The sequence below is a fragment of the Agromyces sp. GXS1127 genome, assembly GCF_050565425.1.
Taxonomy (GTDB): Bacteria; Actinomycetota; Actinomycetes; order Actinomycetales; family Microbacteriaceae; genus Agromyces.
In genome coordinates, this window is record NZ_JBOCIG010000004.1 from 443,027 (window position 1) to 460,559 (window position 17,533).

General features: G+C 72.6%; 18 protein-coding genes and 1 rRNA gene. 1 reads left to right on the forward strand and 18 read right to left on the reverse strand.

Annotation, left to right across the window (positions count from 1 at the left end; genetic code table 11):
• Nucleotides 1–6: 6 nt before the first annotated feature.
• Entirely contained in the window at nucleotides 7–804 is a 798-nt protein-coding gene (locus ACQ393_RS10100; protein ID WP_430646691.1) for a YqjF family protein, read from the forward strand.
• On the opposite strand, the gene ACQ393_RS10105 is transcribed toward ACQ393_RS10100, so the two are convergent.
• The 18 genes from ACQ393_RS10105 to rrf form a co-directional block, all read right to left on the reverse strand.
• Nucleotides 776–1,012, reverse strand: coding sequence for a DUF167 domain-containing protein (locus tag ACQ393_RS10105; protein ID WP_430646692.1), 237 nt, complete (start codon nucleotides 1,010–1,012; stop codon nucleotides 776–778). The genes ACQ393_RS10100 and ACQ393_RS10105 overlap by 29 nt on opposite strands.
• Nucleotides 1,013–1,073: 61 nt before the next feature.
• A complete protein-coding gene (gene der, locus ACQ393_RS10110) occupies nucleotides 1,074–2,582 on the reverse strand; it encodes a ribosome biogenesis GTPase Der (protein WP_430646693.1) in 1,509 nt (502 codons plus the stop codon).
• Nucleotides 2,583–2,635: 53 nt separating this feature from the next.
• A complete protein-coding gene (gene cmk / locus ACQ393_RS10115; RefSeq protein WP_430646694.1) occupies nucleotides 2,636–3,331 on the reverse strand; it encodes a (d)CMP kinase in 696 nt (231 codons plus the stop codon).
• Complete coding sequence (locus ACQ393_RS10120) at nucleotides 3,328–4,410, reverse strand: prephenate dehydrogenase (RefSeq protein WP_430646695.1); 1,083 nt, start codon at nucleotides 4,408–4,410, stop codon at nucleotides 3,328–3,330. The genes cmk and ACQ393_RS10120 overlap by 4 nt, the downstream gene beginning before the upstream one ends.
• Nucleotides 4,411–5,208 carry a pseudouridine synthase gene (locus tag ACQ393_RS10125; RefSeq protein ID WP_430646696.1) on the reverse strand — a complete coding sequence of 266 codons (798 nt, stop codon included), beginning with the start codon at nucleotides 5,206–5,208 and terminating at the stop codon, nucleotides 4,411–4,413.
• Nucleotides 5,195–5,899 (reverse strand): SMC-Scp complex subunit ScpB, encoded by a 705-nt coding sequence (gene scpB, locus ACQ393_RS10130; RefSeq protein ID WP_430646697.1) that lies wholly within the window; start codon nucleotides 5,897–5,899, stop codon nucleotides 5,195–5,197. The genes ACQ393_RS10125 and scpB overlap by 14 nt, the downstream gene beginning before the upstream one ends.
• On the reverse strand, nucleotides 5,889–6,755 hold the full coding sequence (locus ACQ393_RS10135; protein WP_430646698.1) for a segregation and condensation protein A: 867 nt from the start codon (nucleotides 6,753–6,755) through the stop codon (nucleotides 5,889–5,891). The genes scpB and ACQ393_RS10135 overlap by 11 nt, the downstream gene beginning before the upstream one ends.
• Nucleotides 6,739–7,626: a ParA family protein gene (locus tag ACQ393_RS10140; RefSeq protein ID WP_430646699.1), complete on the reverse strand. Its 888-nt coding sequence runs from the start codon at nucleotides 7,624–7,626 to the stop codon at nucleotides 6,739–6,741. Before ACQ393_RS10140 ends, ACQ393_RS10135 begins: the two co-directional genes overlap by 17 nt.
• Nucleotides 7,627–7,671: 45 nt before the next feature.
• Nucleotides 7,672–8,577, reverse strand: a complete 906-nt coding sequence (gene xerD / locus ACQ393_RS10145; RefSeq protein ID WP_430646700.1) for a site-specific tyrosine recombinase XerD — start codon at nucleotides 8,575–8,577, stop codon at nucleotides 7,672–7,674.
• Nucleotides 8,574–9,260: an NUDIX domain-containing protein gene (locus ACQ393_RS10150; RefSeq protein ID WP_430646701.1), complete on the reverse strand. Its 687-nt coding sequence runs from the start codon at nucleotides 9,258–9,260 to the stop codon at nucleotides 8,574–8,576. The genes xerD and ACQ393_RS10150 overlap by 4 nt, the downstream gene beginning before the upstream one ends.
• 1 nt (nucleotide 9,261) lies before the next feature.
• Entirely contained in the window at nucleotides 9,262–10,974 is a 1,713-nt protein-coding gene (locus tag ACQ393_RS10155) for a CTP synthase (protein WP_430646702.1), read from the reverse strand.
• Nucleotides 10,975–11,120: 146 nt separating this feature from the next.
• Nucleotides 11,121–12,818: a DNA repair protein RecN gene (gene recN, locus ACQ393_RS10160; RefSeq protein WP_430646703.1), complete on the reverse strand. Its 1,698-nt coding sequence runs from the start codon at nucleotides 12,816–12,818 to the stop codon at nucleotides 11,121–11,123.
• On the reverse strand, nucleotides 12,811–13,767 hold the full coding sequence (locus tag ACQ393_RS10165) for an NAD kinase (RefSeq protein ID WP_430646704.1): 957 nt from the start codon (nucleotides 13,765–13,767) through the stop codon (nucleotides 12,811–12,813). The genes recN and ACQ393_RS10165 overlap by 8 nt, the downstream gene beginning before the upstream one ends.
• Nucleotides 13,722–14,531: a TlyA family RNA methyltransferase gene (locus tag ACQ393_RS10170; RefSeq protein ID WP_430646705.1), complete on the reverse strand. Its 810-nt coding sequence runs from the start codon at nucleotides 14,529–14,531 to the stop codon at nucleotides 13,722–13,724. Before ACQ393_RS10170 ends, ACQ393_RS10165 begins: the two co-directional genes overlap by 46 nt.
• A gap of 3 nt (nucleotides 14,532–14,534) precedes the next feature.
• Nucleotides 14,535–14,723, reverse strand: coding sequence for a hypothetical protein (locus ACQ393_RS10175; RefSeq protein ID WP_430646706.1), 189 nt, complete (start codon nucleotides 14,721–14,723; stop codon nucleotides 14,535–14,537).
• A gap of 28 nt (nucleotides 14,724–14,751) precedes the next feature.
• On the reverse strand, nucleotides 14,752–15,780 hold the full coding sequence (locus ACQ393_RS10180) for an HAD-IIA family hydrolase (protein WP_430646707.1): 1,029 nt from the start codon (nucleotides 15,778–15,780) through the stop codon (nucleotides 14,752–14,754).
• Entirely contained in the window at nucleotides 15,777–17,318 is a 1,542-nt protein-coding gene (locus tag ACQ393_RS10185; RefSeq protein ID WP_430646708.1) for a hypothetical protein, read from the reverse strand. Before ACQ393_RS10185 ends, ACQ393_RS10180 begins: the two co-directional genes overlap by 4 nt.
• Before the next feature lie 139 nt (nucleotides 17,319–17,457).
• Nucleotides 17,458–17,533, reverse strand: a 5S ribosomal RNA gene (rrf, locus tag ACQ393_RS10190); the annotation flags it as partial.

Here is a 17,533-nt window from a genome sequence, read left to right on the forward strand (position 1 = left end):
GGGCGCGTGCAGGGGCGTCCGTCCGCGAGTCCGCCGCTGCCCGGCCGCGCCGTGGTCGAGCAGCGATGGCGCGACGTGGTCTTCCTGCACTGGCGCGTGGATCCCGCGCGGGTCGCGCCGTACCTCCCGCCGGGGACCCGGCCCGACGTCCTCGACGGCACGACCTGGGTCGGTCTCATCCCGTTCGTGCTCGCCGACGCCCGCTTCCCGCCGTTCCCGCCGATGCGCCGCCTCGGCACCTTCGTCGAGGTGAACGTGCGGTGCTACTCGGTCGACCACGACGGCAACCGCGGGGTGGTCTTCCGCACCCTCGAGGCGGGGCGGCTGCTCCCGGTGATCGCGGCGCGGCTCGCGTTCGGGCTCCCCTACCGCTGGGCGAGCTCGCGCGTCGTCCATCGGGTGGATGCCGCCGGCCACGAGCTCGACTTCCGAAGCCGCCGACACGGCCCCGGCGGCCCGTCGACCCGCATCCGCGCGTGCCTCGGGGCACCCGTGCCGTCGGACGCACCCGACGCGGCACTCGCGCAGTTCCTCACCGCGCGATGGGGCTTCCACGAGCAGCACCTCGGGCGCACCATGTGGGCGAGGAACACCCACGGGCCGTGGCCCCTGCTGCGCGCCGAGCTCCTCGAGCTCGACGACGAGCTGCTCGCGGCGTCGGGCTTCGGCGACCTCGCCGCCCGCCCGCCCGACTCGGTGCTCGCGTCGCCGGGCGTCGCGACGGCCTTCAGCCGGCCGCGAGCCATCGAGGCGCCGGCGTGGCGCCTCCAGCCCGTCACACGCCGTCGACCCGCACCCGCTTGATCCGGGCGGTGTGCCCGCGCACGATCTCGACGTCGCCCTTGCGCACGCCGTAATGTGCGGCGAGCGCTGCGACGACGCCCGCGTTGGCGGCGCCGTCGACGGCGCGCTCGCGGACGTGCACGGTGACGGATGCCGCGGGGTCCTCCGGCGTCGGCTCGACGAGCGGCCCGCGGCGGCTCCCGGGCTTCACACGAACGGTCAGTTCCATCGCGTTCCGTTCCGTCGAGTCTTCCGCCGCGGCATCCGCTCGGCTCGCCCGGCCGAGAGGGCTACGGGCGCTGCCGGCGCTCGCGGACGCGCATGTTCAGCACGATCGGCGTACCGACGAAGCCGTAGATCTCGCGCAGGCGGCGCTGGATGAAGCGGCGGTAGCCGGGGTCGAGGAACCCGGTCGTGAAGAGCACGAAGGTCGGCGGGCGCGTCGAGGCCTGGGTGCCGAACAGGATCCGCGGCTGCTTGCCGCCGCGCAACGGGTGCGGGTGGGCCTGCACGAGCTCGGTGAGGAACGCGTTGAACTTGCCGGTCGGGATGCGCGTGTCCCACGACTCGAGCGCGACCTCGAGTGCGGGGACGAGCTTCTCGAGGTGGCGGCCGGTCTTCGCGGAGATGTTCACGCGCGGCGCCCACTGCACGTGGTGCAGGTCCTGCTCGATCTCGCGCTCGAGGTAGCGGCGACGGTCGTCGTCGAGGAGGTCCCACTTGTTGTACGCGAGCACGAGCGCGCGGCCCGACTCGAGCACGAGGTCGATGATGCGCACGTCCTGTTCGGAGATCGGCTGCGAGACGTCGAGCAGCACGACGGCGACCTCGGCCTTCTCGAGCGCGGCCTGCGTGCGCAGCGACGCATAGAAGTCGGCGCCCTGCTGCAGGTGCACGCGACGCCGGATGCCGGCCGTGTCGACGAAGCGCCACACCTTGCCGCCGAGTTCGATCTGCTCGTCCACGGGGTCGCGCGTGGTGCCGGCGAGGTCGTTGACGACGACGCGTTCCTCGCGGGCCGCCTTGTTCAGCAGGCTCGACTTGCCGACGTTCGGCCGGCCGAGGATCGCGACGCGGCGCGGACCGCCGAACTCCTCCTTCGCGACGGCCGAGACCTGCGGGAGGACCGTGAAGACCTCGTCGAGCAGGTCGGCGACGCCGCGGCCGTGGAGCGCGGAGACCGGGTACGGCTCGCCGAGGCCGAGGTTCCACAGCGCGGCGGCCTCGGGCTCCTGCCTGGCGTCGTCGACCTTGTTCGCGACGAGGAAGACGGGCTTCTTCGTCTTGCGCAGCAGCCGGACGACGTGCTCGTCGGTCGCGGTCGCACCGACCGTGGCGTCCACCACGAAGAGCACGACATCGGAGAGGTCGATCGCGACCTCGGCCTGCGCAGCCACCGACGCGTCGATGCCCTTCGCGTCGGGCTCCCACCCGCCGGTGTCGACGAGCGTGAAGCGACGGTCGAGCCATTCGCCCTTGTACGAGACGCGGTCCCGGGTCACGCCGGGCGTGTCCTCGACGACGGCCTCGCGGCGGCCGAGGATGCGGTTCACGAGCGCCGACTTGCCGACGTTCGGGCGGCCGACGATCGCGATGACCGGCAGCGCGGGGAGGTAGCGGATGCCCTCCTCGCCCTCCTCGGCGAGTTCGAGCAGGTCGAGGTCCTCGTCCTCCAGGTCGTAGTCCTCGAGGCCCGACCGCAGGGCGGCGGCACGCTGCTCGGCGAGCTCGTCGTCGGTGGCGGCGAGGCGCTCGGCGAGGTCGTCGGGGGCGTCGAACTCGTCGTCGCGATCGGTCATGGCAACTCCTGGGTGGTCTCGGGGCCGCGCGCGCGAGCGCACAACCGGTCTATTCAACCAGTTCGAACCTGAGCGTCCCGGATGACGGCGAGCACCGCCCCGACGGTCTCGTCGAAGTCGAGGTCGGTCGAGTCGACCGTCACGACGCCGTCCGCGGCGTTCATGAAGTCGACGACCTTCGAGTCGGCCGCGTCGCGCGCGCGCAGCTGCTCCCCGGTGGCCGCGGCCGAGTGCCCGACGAGCTCCGCCGAACGACGCGCCATCCGCACCTCCTCGGACGCGGTGAGCAGGATGCGGGCGGGCGCATCGGGCGCGACGACGGTCGTGATGTCGCGGCCCTCGACGACGATCCCGCCGCGCCGCTCGGCTGCCATGATCGCGCGGAACAGCTCGATGAGGTGCGTGCGCACCTCGGGCACGCGCGCGACGCGGCTCACGACCCCGGAGATCCCGGGCTCGCGGATCGCCTGCGTGACGTCGGTTGCGCCGACGTGCACGGCGTAGCCGGTCGGGTCGGTGCCGATCCGGTAGTCGAACGAGTCGAGGCACGAGACGACGGATGCCGCGTCCGCCGTGTCGACGCCGGACGCCGCGGCGTGCCAGGCGAGTGCCCGGTACGCGGCCCCCGTGTCGAGGAAGCCCCAACCGAGACGGCGCGCGACCTCCTTCGAGACGCTCGACTTGCCGCTGCCGGCGGGTCCGTCGACGGCGACGACGAACGGGTGGACGGGGTCGTGCGGCATGGTCATCCTGCGATCCGCCAGCCGCGCGCGGCCAGCTCGGTGGTCAGTCGGTCGGCCGCCTCGGGCACGACCTGCACCTCGGCGAGGCCGACTTGGCGGCCGGGTGAATGTTCGAGGCGGAGGTCCTCGAGGTTCACGCCGATCTCGCCGATCTCGGCCAGGAGGCGCGCGAGCTGCCCGGGACGGTCGTCGATCATCACGACGATCGTCGTGAAGCGCTTGTCGGTGCCGTGCTTGCCGGGCAGGCGTGCGACGCCGGTGTTGCCGCCCGTGAGCTCCTCCGCGACGCGACGGCGGGCGCCCGGCGCGGCGGGGTCCTCCAGCGCTTCGATGAAGCGGTCGAGGTCCTCGCGGTAGGCGATGAGGATGTCGCGCACCGGCGACGCGTTCGCCCCGAGGATCTGCACCCACAGGTCGGGGTCGCTCGCGGCGACCCGGGTGACGTCGCGCACTCCCTGCCCGGCGAGGCCGAGCGCCGCGTTCGGTGCGTCGAGGAACCGTCGCGCCATGATGCTCGAGACCACCTGCGGCACGTGCGAGATGAGCGCGACGCCGGCGTCGTGCTCCTCGGGGCTCATCTCGACGAGCGTCGCCCCCAGGTCGAGGATGAGGTCGTCGATCGCGCTCGCGCGCCGGTAGCTGATCTCGTCGTGCGCGGCGACCACCCACGGGCGGCCCGCGAAGAGGTCGGCACGGGCGGCGAGCGGTCCCCCGCGCTCGCGGCCCGCGAGCGGGTGCGAGCCGATGTAGCGCGACACGTCGGCGCCCGCGGCCTCGAGCTCGGCGAGGATGCCGGACTTCACGCTCGCGACATCCGTCACGATCGCGTCGGGGAATGCGGCGAGCTCGGCCGCGACGACGCTCGCCGTGACATCCGGCGGCACCGCGACCACGATGAGCTGCGGCGCGTCGTCGGGCTGCGCGGGCCGCCCGGCCCCGAGGTCGACGGCGATCGCGACGTGCGTCGGCGAGGCGTCGGCGAGGATCACGTCGATGCCGCGCGTACGGAGCCCGAGCGCGACGCTCGTGCCGAGGAGCCCGGCACCGACGACGCGCACCGGTCCGATGAGCCGTGACTCGACCACCTACCCGTTCCCCTTCCGCTCGGCGTCCGCCGCGCGCACGATGGTGAGCAGCTGGCCGAGTTCGACTCTAGTCAACTCGCGCACGGCGCCCGACTTCAGCGTGCCGAGGTGCAGCGGGCCGAACTGGCGGCGAACGAGTTCGACCACCGGATGGCCGACGGCGTCGAGCATGCGGCGCACGATCCGGTTGCGACCGGAGTGGAGCGTGACCTCGACCATGGTGTGCCGCTGGTCGCCCTGCGCCTGCAGGATCTTCGCGCGGTCGGCGCGGATGGGACCGTCCTCGAGCTCGACGCCGCGCTTCAGGCGCTGCAGCGTCTGCGGGGTCATCCGCCCGGCCACCTTGGCGATGTACGTCTTCTCGACGCCGAACGAGGGATGGGCGAGCACGTGCGCGAGCTCGCCGTCGTTCGTGAGCAGCAGCAGCCCGCTCGTGTCGCCGTCGAGGCGGCCGACGTTGAACACCCGCACGTCGAGCGCGTCCGTGAAGCGGCGCAGGTCGGGCCGGCCCTGCTCATCGCGCATCGTCGACACGACGCCGCGCGGCTTGTTCAGCATGAAGGTGCGCTTGTCCTGGTCGAGCTGCACGGCGACGCCGTCGACCGACACCTTGTCGGCGACCGGGTCGATGCGCGTGCCGAGTTCGGTGACGACGTGGCCGTTCACCTCGATGCGGCCCTCGACGATCATGTTCTCGACGACGCGGCGGCTCGCGACGCCCGCCGCGGCGAGCGCCTTCTGCAGCCGGACGCCCTCGGGTGCGTCACCGGGGCCTCCCGGCCGGTCAGACGAGGTCACGTTCGAATCCCTCCTGGCCGCCGTCGAGGAGCGGCGAGATCGGCGGCAGGTCGTCGAGCGACGCGATGCCGAGGTTCGTGAGCAGCAGGTCGGTCGTGCCGTACAGGATCGCGCCCGTCTCCTCGTCGGTGTCGACCTCGGTGATGAGGCCGCGCCCGTACAGGGTCCGCACGACCGAGTCGACGTTCACGGCGCGGATCGACGCGATCGACGACCGTGAGATCGGCTGCTTGTACGCGATCACGGCGAGCGTCTCGAGCGCCGCCTGCGAGAGCTTCGTCGACGTCTGCGCGAGCACGGCGTCGGTGATGAGCGCGTCGTACTCGGTGCGCGCGTAGAAGCGCCAGCCGCCGCCGACCTCGCGCAGTTCGAAGGCACGACGGATGCCACTGGCCGCGGGCTGCCCGCCGGACGCGTCGGTGCGCGGCTCGCCGGACGGCGCCCCGCCGTCGTAGTCCGCGACGAGGCGCGCGATGGAGGCCTTCACCTCGGCGATGGGGCGCGCCACGGCCGCCGCGAGGTGCACGAGGCCCTGCGGCTCGTCGGCGATGAAGAGGAGCGCCTCGATCGCCCGGTCGAGGTCCAGGCTGGGCTGGCCGGGCACGTCGAGCGGCGTCGCGACGGACACCTCGGGGCGCTCGTCATCGGCGTCGTCCTCGGTCGGCGTCGTGGCATCCGTCTCATTCGTCATAGTCGGCTCCCAGGCTGTCCAGTCGGTCGTCGGACCAGTGCTCGTTCGCGGCCCAGCGCAGCGTCAGCTCCCCCAGCGGCTCGAGCTGCTCGAATCCGATCGCCGCGTGGCGATAGAGCTCGAGCACGGCCAGGAACCGCGCGACGACGATCCCCGGCCGGTCGACGCCGGCGATGAGGCGCCGGAACGTCACGGGCTCTCCGCGGCGGAGCACCGCGACGACGTGCGCGGCTTGCTCGCGGATGGAGACGAGCGGCGCGTGCAGGTGGTCGAGACCGACGGTCGGCAGCTCGCGCGGCGTGAGGGCGAGCGTCGCCAGCGCGGCGAAGTCGTCGGGTCCGAGCGTCCAGCGCAGCTCCGGGGCGCGCTGGCGGAACCGCTCCTCCAGCTTGACGGTGCGGGCATGCCGCAGGCCCTCGACCTCGATGCGGCCGCTGAACCAGCGGGCGGCCTCCTTGAACGCGCGGTACTGGAGCAACCGCGCGAACAGCAGGTCGCGCGCCTCGAGCAGCGCCACGTCCTCGGCGTCGACGAGCTCGCCCTGCGGCAGCAGGCCGGCGACCTTCAGGTCGAGCAGCGTCGCTGCGACGACGAGGAACTCGCTCGCCCGGTCGAGGTCCTCGTCGGTCTCGATGGCGCGCAGGTACGAGATGAACTCGTCGGTCACGGCCGACAGCGACACCTCGGTGATGTCGAGCTCGTGCTTGGCGATGAGCGAGAGCAGCAGGTCGAACGGACCCTCGAAGTTCGACAGCGCGACACGGAATCCGGGATCGGCGGCCGTTTCGGCCGCCGCGCCCGTCTCGTCCGCCGGGCCGATCGTCGCCGCCGCCCTCGGTTCAGGCGACCGCGCCACGGTCGACCAGCTCCCTCGCGAGCTGTCGGTACGCCCGCGAGGCGGGGTGGTCGGGCGCGAACTCGGTGATCGGGGTCGCGGCGACGGTGGCGTCCGGGAACTTCACGGTGCGCGTGATCACCGTCTCGAGCACCCGGTCGTCGAACGCGTCGACGACGCGCTCGAGCACCTCACGGGAGTGCAGCGTGCGCGCGTCGTACATCGTCGCGAGGATCCCGTCGAGCGTGATCGCCGGGTTCAGCCGGTCGCGCACCTTGTCGATCGTCTCGATCAGCAGCGCCACGCCGCGGAGCGCGAAGTACTCGCACTCGAGCGGGATGACCACGCCGTGGCTCGCGGTGAGCGCGTTGACCGTGAGCAGGCCGAGCGAGGGCTGGCAGTCGATGAGGATCACGTCGTAGTCCGCCGACACCTTGCGGAGCACGCTCGCGAGGATCTGCTCGCGCGCGACCTCGGTCACGAGGTGCACCTCGGCCGCGGAGAGGTCGATGTTGGCCGGGATGACGTCGAGCCCCTCGACGCCGGTCCGCTGGATGGCGTCCGCCGGAGCGACGTTCCGCGAGAGCAGCAGGTCGTAGATCGTGGGCACGTCGTGCGTCTGCACCCCGAGACCTGCCGACAGCGCGCCCTGGGGGTCGAAGTCCACGGCCAGCACCCGACGGCCGTACTCGGCGAGCGCCGCGCCGAGGTTGATGGTCGTCGTCGTCTTGCCGACGCCGCCCTTCTGGTTGCAGAGCGCGATGATGCGGGCTGGGCCGTGCGAGCGCAACGGGGCCGGCTCGGGGAACTCGCGCAGCGGGCGACCGGTGGGACCGAGGTCCGACGACTCCAGCGTGGCGGTGCCGTCCGCCGGGTCGTGTTCGTAGGTCACGGTGCGGCTCTCTCTCCCCGTCGATTCCGGAATGCTTGGTCGATTCTAACGAGCACGGGGGTGGGCGACCGTGTACATCTCCCGGAGTGTATCGGCCGTGACCAGCGTGTAGATCTGCGTCGTCGCGACCGACGCGTGCCCGAGGAGCTCCTGGACCACCCGCACGTCGGCTCCGCCCGCGAGCAGGTGGGTCGCGAACGAGTGCCGCAGCGTGTGGGGCGAGACGGATGCCGCGATCCCGGCCCGCTCTGCGGCATCCTGCAGCACCTGCCAGACGGCCTGGCGCGACATCCGCCTGCCGCGGACGCCGAGGAAGAGCGCGGGGGTCGCGCTCCCCCGCGCCGAGAGCATGGGCCGGGCGCGCACGAGGTAGGCCTCGAGTGCCGCTCGCGCGTAGCTGCCGACCGGGACGATCCGCTCGGTGCCGCCCTTGCCGAAGAGGCGCACCACGTCCTCGTCCACGAGGTCGTCCACGTTGAGCGCGGTCGCCTCCGAGACGCGGGCCCCGGTCGCGTAGAGCAGTTCGAGGAGCGCGGTGTCGCGAAGGCCGGTCACCTCGTCGCCGACGCCCGCCGCCTCGATGATGGCGGCGACGTCCTCGACCGGGATCGCCTTCGGCAGCCGCATCGGCAGCTTCGGCGGGCGCAGGTCCTTGGCGGGATCCGTCGGTGTGCGCCCCTCCTCGGCGAGGAAGCGGTGCAGGCCGCGGACCGCGGAGAGCACGCGCGCGATCGACGAGACCGCGAGCGTCGGCTCGCGCTCGGCACCGAGGTAGCGCACGAAGCGCGGCAGGTCGGTCTCGGCGACGGCCTCCGGTCCTGCGATCCCCGAGCGCTCGAGCCAGTCGGCGTAGATCGCGAGATCGCGCCGGTACGACGCGAGGCTGTTGCGCGCGAGCCCGCGTTCCACGGTCAGGTGCCGCAGGTAGTCGTCGACCGCGCGCTGGCTCACCCGGCGGTCGACCTCCGGCTCGGGTGGGCCGCCCACGGCGCGTCGGCGGGTCCGAGCGTCGTCCAGCCGCGGGCCCTGGCCGCTGCGGCGGCGAGCACCCCCACCGTGAACGAGGGGTTGCCCGTGGTCCGTGCGAGCACGGAGTCGACGCAGTGGTCGAGCGGCACCCAGCGCAGCTCCATGTCGGCCTCCTCGTCCTCGCGGGCGTGCGCTGCGGGCGCCGCGGCGAGCCCCCGCGCGAGGAAGATCCGGATGGCTTCGTCGCTGCCCCCCGGGGTCGTGAAGTAGTCCGCGAGCACGGCCCAGTCCGACGCCACGAGGTCGGCCTCCTCGGCGAGCTCCCGCCGGGCCGCCTCGAGCGGGGGCTCGTGCGCGACGTCGAGCAGGCCGGCCGGGATCTCCCATTCGCGGGCGCGGACCGGCTGGCGGTACTGCTTGACGACGAGGACCCGGTCCTCGTCGTCGAGCGCGAGGATCGCGACGGCACCGGGGTGTGCGACGTACTCGCGCACGATCCGCCCGCCCTCGGGCCCGTACTCGAGCGTGTCGCGACGCACGTCCCAGATCCGGCCCTCGAACACGGTCTCGCGCTCGAGGACCGGCAGGTCGACGTACTCGTCGACGAGCGGGCCCGTTCGGGGGTCGGCGCCGCGGTCTTCCGTCCCGCCGACCTCGCCGGTCACGTCAGGCGCCCTCGACGTCGTCGAACAGCAGGCTCGCCTGGCGCCGCTCGAGCGCCGCACCGACCAGGCCCCGGAACAGCGGGTGCGCATCGTTCGGACGGCTGCGCAGCTCGGGGTGCGCCTGGGTGGCGACGTAGAACGGGTGCACGTCGCGCGGGAGCTCGACGAACTCGACGAGGTGCCGGCTCGGCGACATCCCGGAGAAGACGAGCCCGGCCTCCGCGATCCGGTCGCGGTAGGCGTTGTTCACCTCGTACCGGTGGCGGTGCCGCTCGGACACCTCGGTCGCGCCGTAGAGCGTGGCGACGATCGAGCCCTCGTCGAGCGCCGCCGGGTAGAGGCCGAGGCGCATCGTGCCGCCGAGGTCGCCGCCGGCGATGATCTCGACCTGCTCCTCCATCGTCGCGATGACCGGGAACTCGGTGTCGGGGTCGAACTCGCTCGACGAGGCGCCGGGCAGCCCGGCCACGTTCCGCGAGTACTCGATGACCATGCACTGCAGGCCGAGGCAGAGGCCGAGCGTCGGGATGCCGTTCTCGCGCGCGAAGTGCAGCGCGCCGAGCTTGCCCTCGATGCCGCGCACGCCGAACCCGCCGGGCACGCAGATGCCGTCGAGGTGCGAGAGCCGCTCCTTGGCGCCCTCGGGGGTGCGGCACTCGTCGGACGGGATCCATTCGATGGAGACCTTGGTGTCGTTCGCGAACCCGCCGGCGCGGAGCGCCTCGGTGACCGAGAGGTAGGCGTCGGGCAGGTCGATGTACTTGCCGACGAGGCCGATCGTGACCTCGTGCGCCGGATCGTGCACGACGCGCAGCAGGTCGGCCCACGCCGACCAGTCGACGTCCGCAGCCTTCTCGCCGAGGCCGAGCGCCTCGATGAGGTACGCGTCGAGGCCCTGGTCGTGCAGCATCGTCGGGATGTCGTAGATCGAGGGCACGTCGACCGCGTTGACCACGGCGGCCTCGTCGACGTCGCACATGAGGGCGATCTTGCGCTTGTTGGACTCGGTGACCGGGCGGTCGCTGCGCAGCACGAGCGCGTCGGGCTGGATGCCGATGGAGCGCAGCGCGGCGACGGAGTGCTGAGTGGGCTTGGTCTTCTGCTCCCCCGAGGCGCCCATGAACGGCACGAGCGAGACGTGCACGAAGAAGACGTTCTTGCGGCCCAGCTCGTGGCGCACCTGGCGCGCGGACTCGATGAACGGCTGCGACTCGATGTCGCCGACCGTGCCGCCGATCTCGGTGATGATGACATCGGGCTTCGGCGTCTCGGTCGCCTGCAGGCGCATCCGGCGCTTGATCTCGTCGGTGATGTGCGGGATCACCTGGACGGTGTCGCCGAGGTACTCGCCCCGGCGCTCCTTGGCGATCACGGTCGAGTAGATCTGGCCGGTCGTGACGTTGGCCGCCTGCGAGAGGTTGATGTCGAGGAACCGCTCGTAGTGGCCGATGTCGAGGTCGGTCTCGGCGCCGTCGTCCGTGACGAAGACCTCGCCGTGCTGGAAGGGGTTCATCGTGCCGGGGTCGACGTTGAGGTACGGATCGAGCTTCTGCATCACCACCCGCAGCCCCCGAGCAGTGAGCAGGTTGCCGAGGCTTGCCGCCGTCAGGCCCTTGCCCAGAGAGGAGACGACACCGCCGGTCACGAAGATGTGCTTCGTCACGTTGTCCGTCGGGTCGGTGTCTGAAATGTCTGCGCCGCGAGAATCCACCACGGGCTTGCAGTCTATCCGACTCCTGGCTGGGAATGGCCCGAACCCCTGCCGAATCCGGGGAGCGGATGCCGCCTCCCCCGGATCTCCGCGGAAACCGGGGCTCCATCCCGCGCGCCGACGCCGCCGCGCCGGGCGTGTCGGGCGGCTCAGGCCGCGTCGGCGTCGGCGATCTCGAGCAGCTCCCGCGCGTGCGCGAGCCCGGACTCGGAGTCCGCCAAGCCGGAGAGCAGCCGCGCCATCTCGGCCTCGCGCTCCGCACCCTCGAGCTGACGCACGCTCGAGGCGGTGACCCGCCCGTCGGTGCCCTTGACGACGCTCAGGTGGTTCGACGCGAACGCCGCGACCTGGGCGAGGTGGGTCACCACGATGACCTGGGAACGCTCGGCGAGCCGCGCGAGCCTGCGGCCGATCTCGATCGCGGCCGCGCCGCCCACTCCGGCGTCGACCTCGTCGAAGACGAACGTCGGCACCGGATCCGCGCCCGCGATGACCACCTCGATCGCGAGCATGACCCGTGAGAGCTCGCCGCCCGAAGCGCCCTTCGCCACCGGCCGGGGCTCGGTGCCGGAGTGCGGACGGAGGAGGATCGAGACCTGGTCGCGACCGTGCGAGGCCGGCTCGGCGAGCGGCTCGACGGTCACCGTCAGTTCGGCGTCGGGCATCGCGAGTGCCGCGAGTTCTGCGGTCACCGCGCCGGCGAGGCGGGAGGCCGCGGCGGTGCGGAGCGCGCTGATGCGACCGGCGAGCCCGTCTACCTCGGCCGCGCGCTGCTCGACCGCGCGCTCGAGCTCCTCGATCCGGTCGTCGTCGCCGTCGAGTTCGACGAGGCGCAGCCCGCCGTCGTGACGGAACGCGAGCGCCTCTGCGAGCGTGCCGTGGCGCCGCGCGAGGTTCGCGAGGACCGCACGACGCTCCTGCACCGCCTCGAGTTCCGCAGCCCCGTCGGCGTCGAGCCCGGCGAGGTAGCCCGAGAGCTCGGTCGCGGCGTCCGCGAGCGCGAAGCCGGCCGTGGCGACCGACTCCGCGATGGGGGCGAGCGCCGGGTCGTGTGCGACGACGCGATCGACGTGACGCCGCGCGGACTCGACCAGGGTGATCGCGTCGGGGGTGTCGTCGCCGGCGACCTCGGCGGAGATGAGCTCGCGCGCCTGCGCCGCGGCGAGCCGGAGGTCCTCGAGGTTCGTGAGGCGATCGGCGCGTTCCTGCAGCGTCTCGTCCTCGCCGGGCTGCGGGTCGGCCGCTTCGAGTTCGTCGAGCGCGACCCGCAGCTCCTCCGCCTCGCGCACCCGCTCCTCATGGTGCTCGCGCAGCGACCGCAGCTCATCGGCCTCGACCCGCCACCACCGGTACGCCGCGCGGTACTCCGACAGCACGCCGGCCAGGTCGGGGCCGGCGAACCGGTCGAGCGCCTCGCGCTGCGCCGTGGCCGACCTGAGCCGCTGCTGGTCGGCCTGGCCGTGCACGACGACCAGGTGGTCGGCGAGTTCGGCGAGCACGCCCACGGGCGCACTTCGCCCGCCGACGATCGCACGGCTGCGACCCTCCGCCGAGACCGACCGGCCGAGCAGGAGTTCGCCGGCGTCGATCTCGCCGCCCGCATCGGCGACGCGCTCGGCGACGGACTCGGGATCGGCGAGGAGCCAGCGCCCCTCGACCCACGCCTGCTTCGCGCCGGAGCGGACCGTCCCCGCGTCGGAACGCGCACCGAGCAGGAGCCCGAGCGCGGTGACCACCATGGTCTTGCCCGCCCCCGTCTCGCCCGTCACGGCGGTGAAGCCGGGACCGAGCGGCAGGGTCGCCTCGGCGATCACCCCGAGATCACGGATTCCGAGTTCCTCAATCACCGGAGACCGGCCCCCTCCATCCCGTCACGGGCAGCTGGAACTTGTTCACGAGCCGGTCGGTGAACGGCGCCTGGTGCAGCCTCGCGAGGCGCACGGGCACCGGGGACCGGCGCACGATGACGCGCGCGCCCGGAGGCAGCTCGAACATCCGCCGACCGTCGCACCAGATCACCGCGGCGGCCTCGGTGCGCTGCAGCACCTCGACGGCGAGCGAGGAGTCGGGGCCGACGACGAGCGGCCGTGCGAACAGCGCGTGCGCGCTGAGCGGCACGAGCAGCAGCGCCTCGACCGCGGGCCACACCACGGGGCCGCCCGCGGAGAACGAGTAGGCCGTGGACCCGGTGGGCGTCGACATGACGACGCCGTCGCAGCCGAACGACGACAGCGGCCGCCGGTCCACCTCGATGACCACCTCGAGCATGCGCTCGCGCTCGGCCTTCTCGACGGTGGCCTCGTTCAGCGCCCAGCCCTGGTAGACGACCTCGTCGCCGACCTTGGCTCGCACGGAGAGCGTCATGCGCTCCTCCACCGTGTAGTCGCGCGCGAGCGCTCGACCCACCGTGTAGCCGAGGTCGTCGCGCTCGCTCTCGGCCAGGAAGCCGACGTGACCGAGGTTCACGCCGAGCAGCGGAACGGGGTGGTCGCGCGTGAGCTCGGCCGCCCGCAGGATGGTGCCGTCGCCGCCGAGCACGATGACCAGCTCGATCTGCGTCGGCGACACCTCCTCGAAGCGCTTGACCATGCCCTCGAGTTCGGGGAGCGCCGTCATGACGTCGTGCCACTGCTCTGCGGCCACGACCGGAACGGCGCCGGCCGCGGCGAGCTGACCGCACACGTCGGCCGTCGCGTCGAGCGCGGACGACCGGCCGGTGTGGGACACCACGAGGAAATGCCGTGCATCGCTCACGCCGTGACGCCTCCCGTCGCTCGTCGGACCTGACTCGACCATTCTGACGGATCGCCGCCCCGCGTCGGGCTGAGCAGCACCAGGACCTCGCGGTTCCCGTGCGTCCCCGCGATCGGGGAGGACAGGACGCCCGCCGTGCGCAGGCCGAGGTCGTGCGCCGCCCAGAGCACGTGCGTGACCGCATCGCCCCGCGCCGCGGGGTCGCGGACCACGCCCTCGCGCGTGCCGCTGCGGCCGACCTCGAACTGCGGCTTCACCAGCAGCACGAACTCCGCGTCGGGCGCCGCGGTGGCATGCAGCGCGGGAAGGACGGTCGTGAGGGAGATGAACGACAGGTCGGCCGTAACGAGGCTCGGCCGTTCGGCGACGCCGGTCAGCCGGGCGAGCGTCGGCGGATCGAGGTGGCGCACGTTGCATCCCTCCACCAGGACGAGGCCGGGTCGGCCATGCAGTTCCGGCGCGAGCTGGCCGTGCCCGACATCGACCGCGAGCACCGTCTCGGCACCGCGTTCGAGGAGCACCTGGGTGAATCCGCCCGTGGATGCGCCGGCGTCGAGCACGATGCGGCCGCCGGGCTGCACGTCGAACGCGTCGAGGGCCGCGATGAGCTTGTGCGCGGCACGGCTCACGTAGTGGTCGGCTGCCGCGACCTCGATGCTCGCGTCGTCGGGCACCCGGTAGGAGGCCTTCGTGACCGGCTCGCCGTCGACGCGCACCGCTCCGTCGGCGATGAGCGCGGCAGCGTGCGTGCGCGAGCGCGCGAGCCCTCGTGCCGCGAGCGCCGCGTCGAGTCGCTGCGTCGCCACCGATCAGCCCGCGGAACGAGCGGGGTCGGATCGCTCGAGCTCGCGTCGGAGCTGCTCGGCCAGTGCGTCGAAGCCGGCCGCCCGCTCCTCGAGCGGCGACGCCTCGATGGACGAGAGCGCATCGGCGGCCGCGGCGGCGAGATCGGCCGGCGTCTCCACGACGTCCTCGGTATCGAGATCTCCTGTGCTCACGCCTCCACGGTACCCGCTGCAACCGTCATCAGCGGTACAGCCGCTCCGGCACCTCGAGCGCGTGGATCGCCGTCCCGCACTCCCAGATCGCCGTGCAGGCCGCGCGCAGCAGGTCCAGCGGATCGCCGTCGCGTTCGACGACCACGCGGCGTCCGTCGACGCGGACCTCCGCGCCGCCGACGCGCACAGCGCCGCGCCGACGCTCGGTCTCCGGGTACGGCTCGTGCAGTTGCCGCAGGTCCGACACGATGAAGTCCGGCCGGCTCGCGGCATCCGCGGCCAGCACCTGCTTCGCGCGGTCGATGCCGGTGAGCACGACGAGCGAGGCGATGCCGGCGCGATTCGCGCCGCGGATGTCGGTGTCGAGGCGATCCCCGATCATGAGCGGGCGCCGTGCGCCGAACCGCTCGCGCGCCTCGTCGAAGATCGGCGTCTCCGGCTTGCCGGCGACCTCCGGGAATCGCCCCGCCGCCGTGTGCACCGCGGAGACGAGCGTGCCGTTGCCCGGCGCGATGCCGCGCTCGACCGGGATCGTCCAGTCCATGTTCGTCGCGATCCACGGGATGCCGCCCGGCTCGCCCGGTCCGCCGTGCGCATTCAGGGCGAATGCGGCTTCGGCGAGCTGGCGCCATCCGACGTCGGGATGGAAGCCCTGCATGACCGCGTCCGGCCCGTCGTCGGCCGAGCGGGTGACCCGGTAGCCGCCTCGCTCGAGCTCGGTGACGATGCCGTCTCCGCCGACGACGAGCACGAGTGCGCCTGGGGCGACGGATGCCGCGAGCAGCCGCATCGCGGCCTGCGGCGAGGTCACGACCTCACGGGGCGCGACCGACAATCCGAGCGAGGACAGGTGCGCCGCGACCTGCTCGTCGCTTCGCGACGCGTTGTTCGTGATGTAGGCCACGGGCAGGGACTCGCCGACCCGGTTGAGGCTCTCGACGGCGTGAGGGATGGCGTGCGGGCCCGCGTAGACGACCCCGTCGAGGTCGGCGAAGACCGCGTCCACTCCGTCGAGCGGCGCCGACGTCGCCGGGCGCGCTCCGAAGAGCGGACTCATGCGCGCCCGTCGCGCGACGCGTCACCGGACTCGTCGTCGAGGTGCGCGGTCTCCGCCAGGATCGCGGCCACCTCCGGCTCGATCGCGTCGGCCGGATCGGATGCCTCGTCGCCGACGGCGTCACCGTCCGAAGCGGCGCGCTCGGGCTCGGGCTCGGAGGTGCCCGATTCCGCTTCCGGAGCACCGTCCGCTTCGGCGTCCTCGGTCGGGGGTGCGGCGATCGCGACCGGCTCCTCGTCCACCTCGAGTTCGAAGACCTCGATGAAGTCCGGACGGGCGCCCTGGAGTGCCGCCTCCGCTCGATCCGCGAGCGCACGCCAGTGCACGGCGTCAGCGGAGCGACCGAGTTCCTCGAGCACCTCCGCGTACGCGGAGAAGAGCGCGGGGCTGTACGAGAATGCGCGGTCGGGGTCGAGCTGCGGCACCTCGAGCTCGGCGAGGGCGAGCTCGGGCTGCCCCAGGTCGAGGCGCGCACCGGACATCGCGATCGCGAGCCCGGCCTGGACGGCGGCCGGCAGCGCGGAACGGTCGACGGATCGGCCGAGCTCGAGAGCGCGGTCCGGTCGCCCCACGCCGCGTTCGCTGTCGACCATGAGGGCGATCTGGTCGTCGCTGCCCGAGATCCGGCGGTACGTGCGGAGTTCGCGGAGCGCGAGCGCGAAGTCGCCGGTCGCGTAGGCGGTGATCGCGAGGGTCTCCCGGACGACCGCGACGCGGCCCGCTCGGCGGGAGGCGGAGAGGGCGTGCCGGTGCGCGAGGGCCGGGTCGTCCTCGAGTGCCTCGGATGCCGCGACCAGGTGGCGCGCGACCCATTCCGCGTTCTCCTTCGAGAGCGTCTTCAGCTCCGCACGCGCGACCGGGTCGAGGTCCTTGGGCGTGATGCGGTCGGCGATCGGCGGATCGTCGTGCCTCGGGCGGACGGCGAGTTCGGCCGCGCCGTGCCCGGCCTGACGCGGCGCACGCTCGCGGTCGGACGGACGGTGCGCCGGGCGACCCGCGACGCGATCGCCGGACCGGTGCTCGCGCGACCCGCTGGGCCGACCCGAGCGCCGCTCGTCGTGACCCGGACGGTCGTCGCGGGAACCGTACCTGCGCTCACCGGCACCGCGGGGAGCGTACTTCCGCTCACCACCGCGCTCATCACGCGAACCATACGAACGCTGACCACCACGATCATCACGCGAACCATACGAACGCTGACCACCACGATCATCACGCGAACCATACGAACGCTGACCACCACGATCATCACGCGAACCATACGAACGCTGACCACCACGATCATCACGCGAACCATACGAACGCTGACCACCACGATCATCACGCGAACCATACGAACGCTGACCACCACGATCATCACGCGAACCCGAGGCGCGCGACCCGCTGCGGGTGTCGCGACCACCGGACGAGCGTCCGCCCTCGCGCGGGCGGTCGTCGCCGCGATCGTTCGACCGACGGCCCCGTGCGGGGCTGCCACCGCGGCGTTCGTCGTCTCGGTCCTTCCGGCGATCGCCGGGTTCCTGCGTGGAATCGCTCACGGGTGCTTCCTGTCGTCCTGCCTGGGAGTCCTGTGGACTCAACCGTACTCGCGGGCCCCTGCGTGGTGCCCGGGAACGCGAAATGGCCACCCGCCGGCGTTCGCTGTTGAACGCTGGGGGTGGCCATCTCTCAATGAATGTCCGGCGGTGTCCTACTCTCCCACAGGGTCGCCCCTGCAGTACCATCGGCGCTGCGAGTCTTAGCTTCCGGGTTC

Coding starts and splice junctions, on each gene's coding strand:
- ACQ393_RS10105 (WP_430646692.1), bottom strand. CDS start 1,012: ATGGAACTGACCGTTCGTGTGAAGCCCGGGAGCCGCCGCGGGCCGCTC.
- der (WP_430646693.1), bottom strand. CDS start 2,582: ATGACCGATCGCGACGACGAGTTCGACGCCCCCGACGACCTCGCCGAG.
- cmk (WP_430646694.1), bottom strand. CDS start 3,331: ATGACCATGCCGCACGACCCCGTCCACCCGTTCGTCGTCGCCGTCGAC.
- scpB (WP_430646697.1), bottom strand. CDS start 5,899: ATGACGAATGAGACGGATGCCACGACGCCGACCGAGGACGACGCCGAT.
- ACQ393_RS10165 (WP_430646704.1), bottom strand. CDS start 13,767: ATGGTCGAGTCAGGTCCGACGAGCGACGGGAGGCGTCACGGCGTGAGC.
- ACQ393_RS10180 (WP_430646707.1), bottom strand. CDS start 15,780: ATGAGTCCGCTCTTCGGAGCGCGCCCGGCGACGTCGGCGCCGCTCGAC.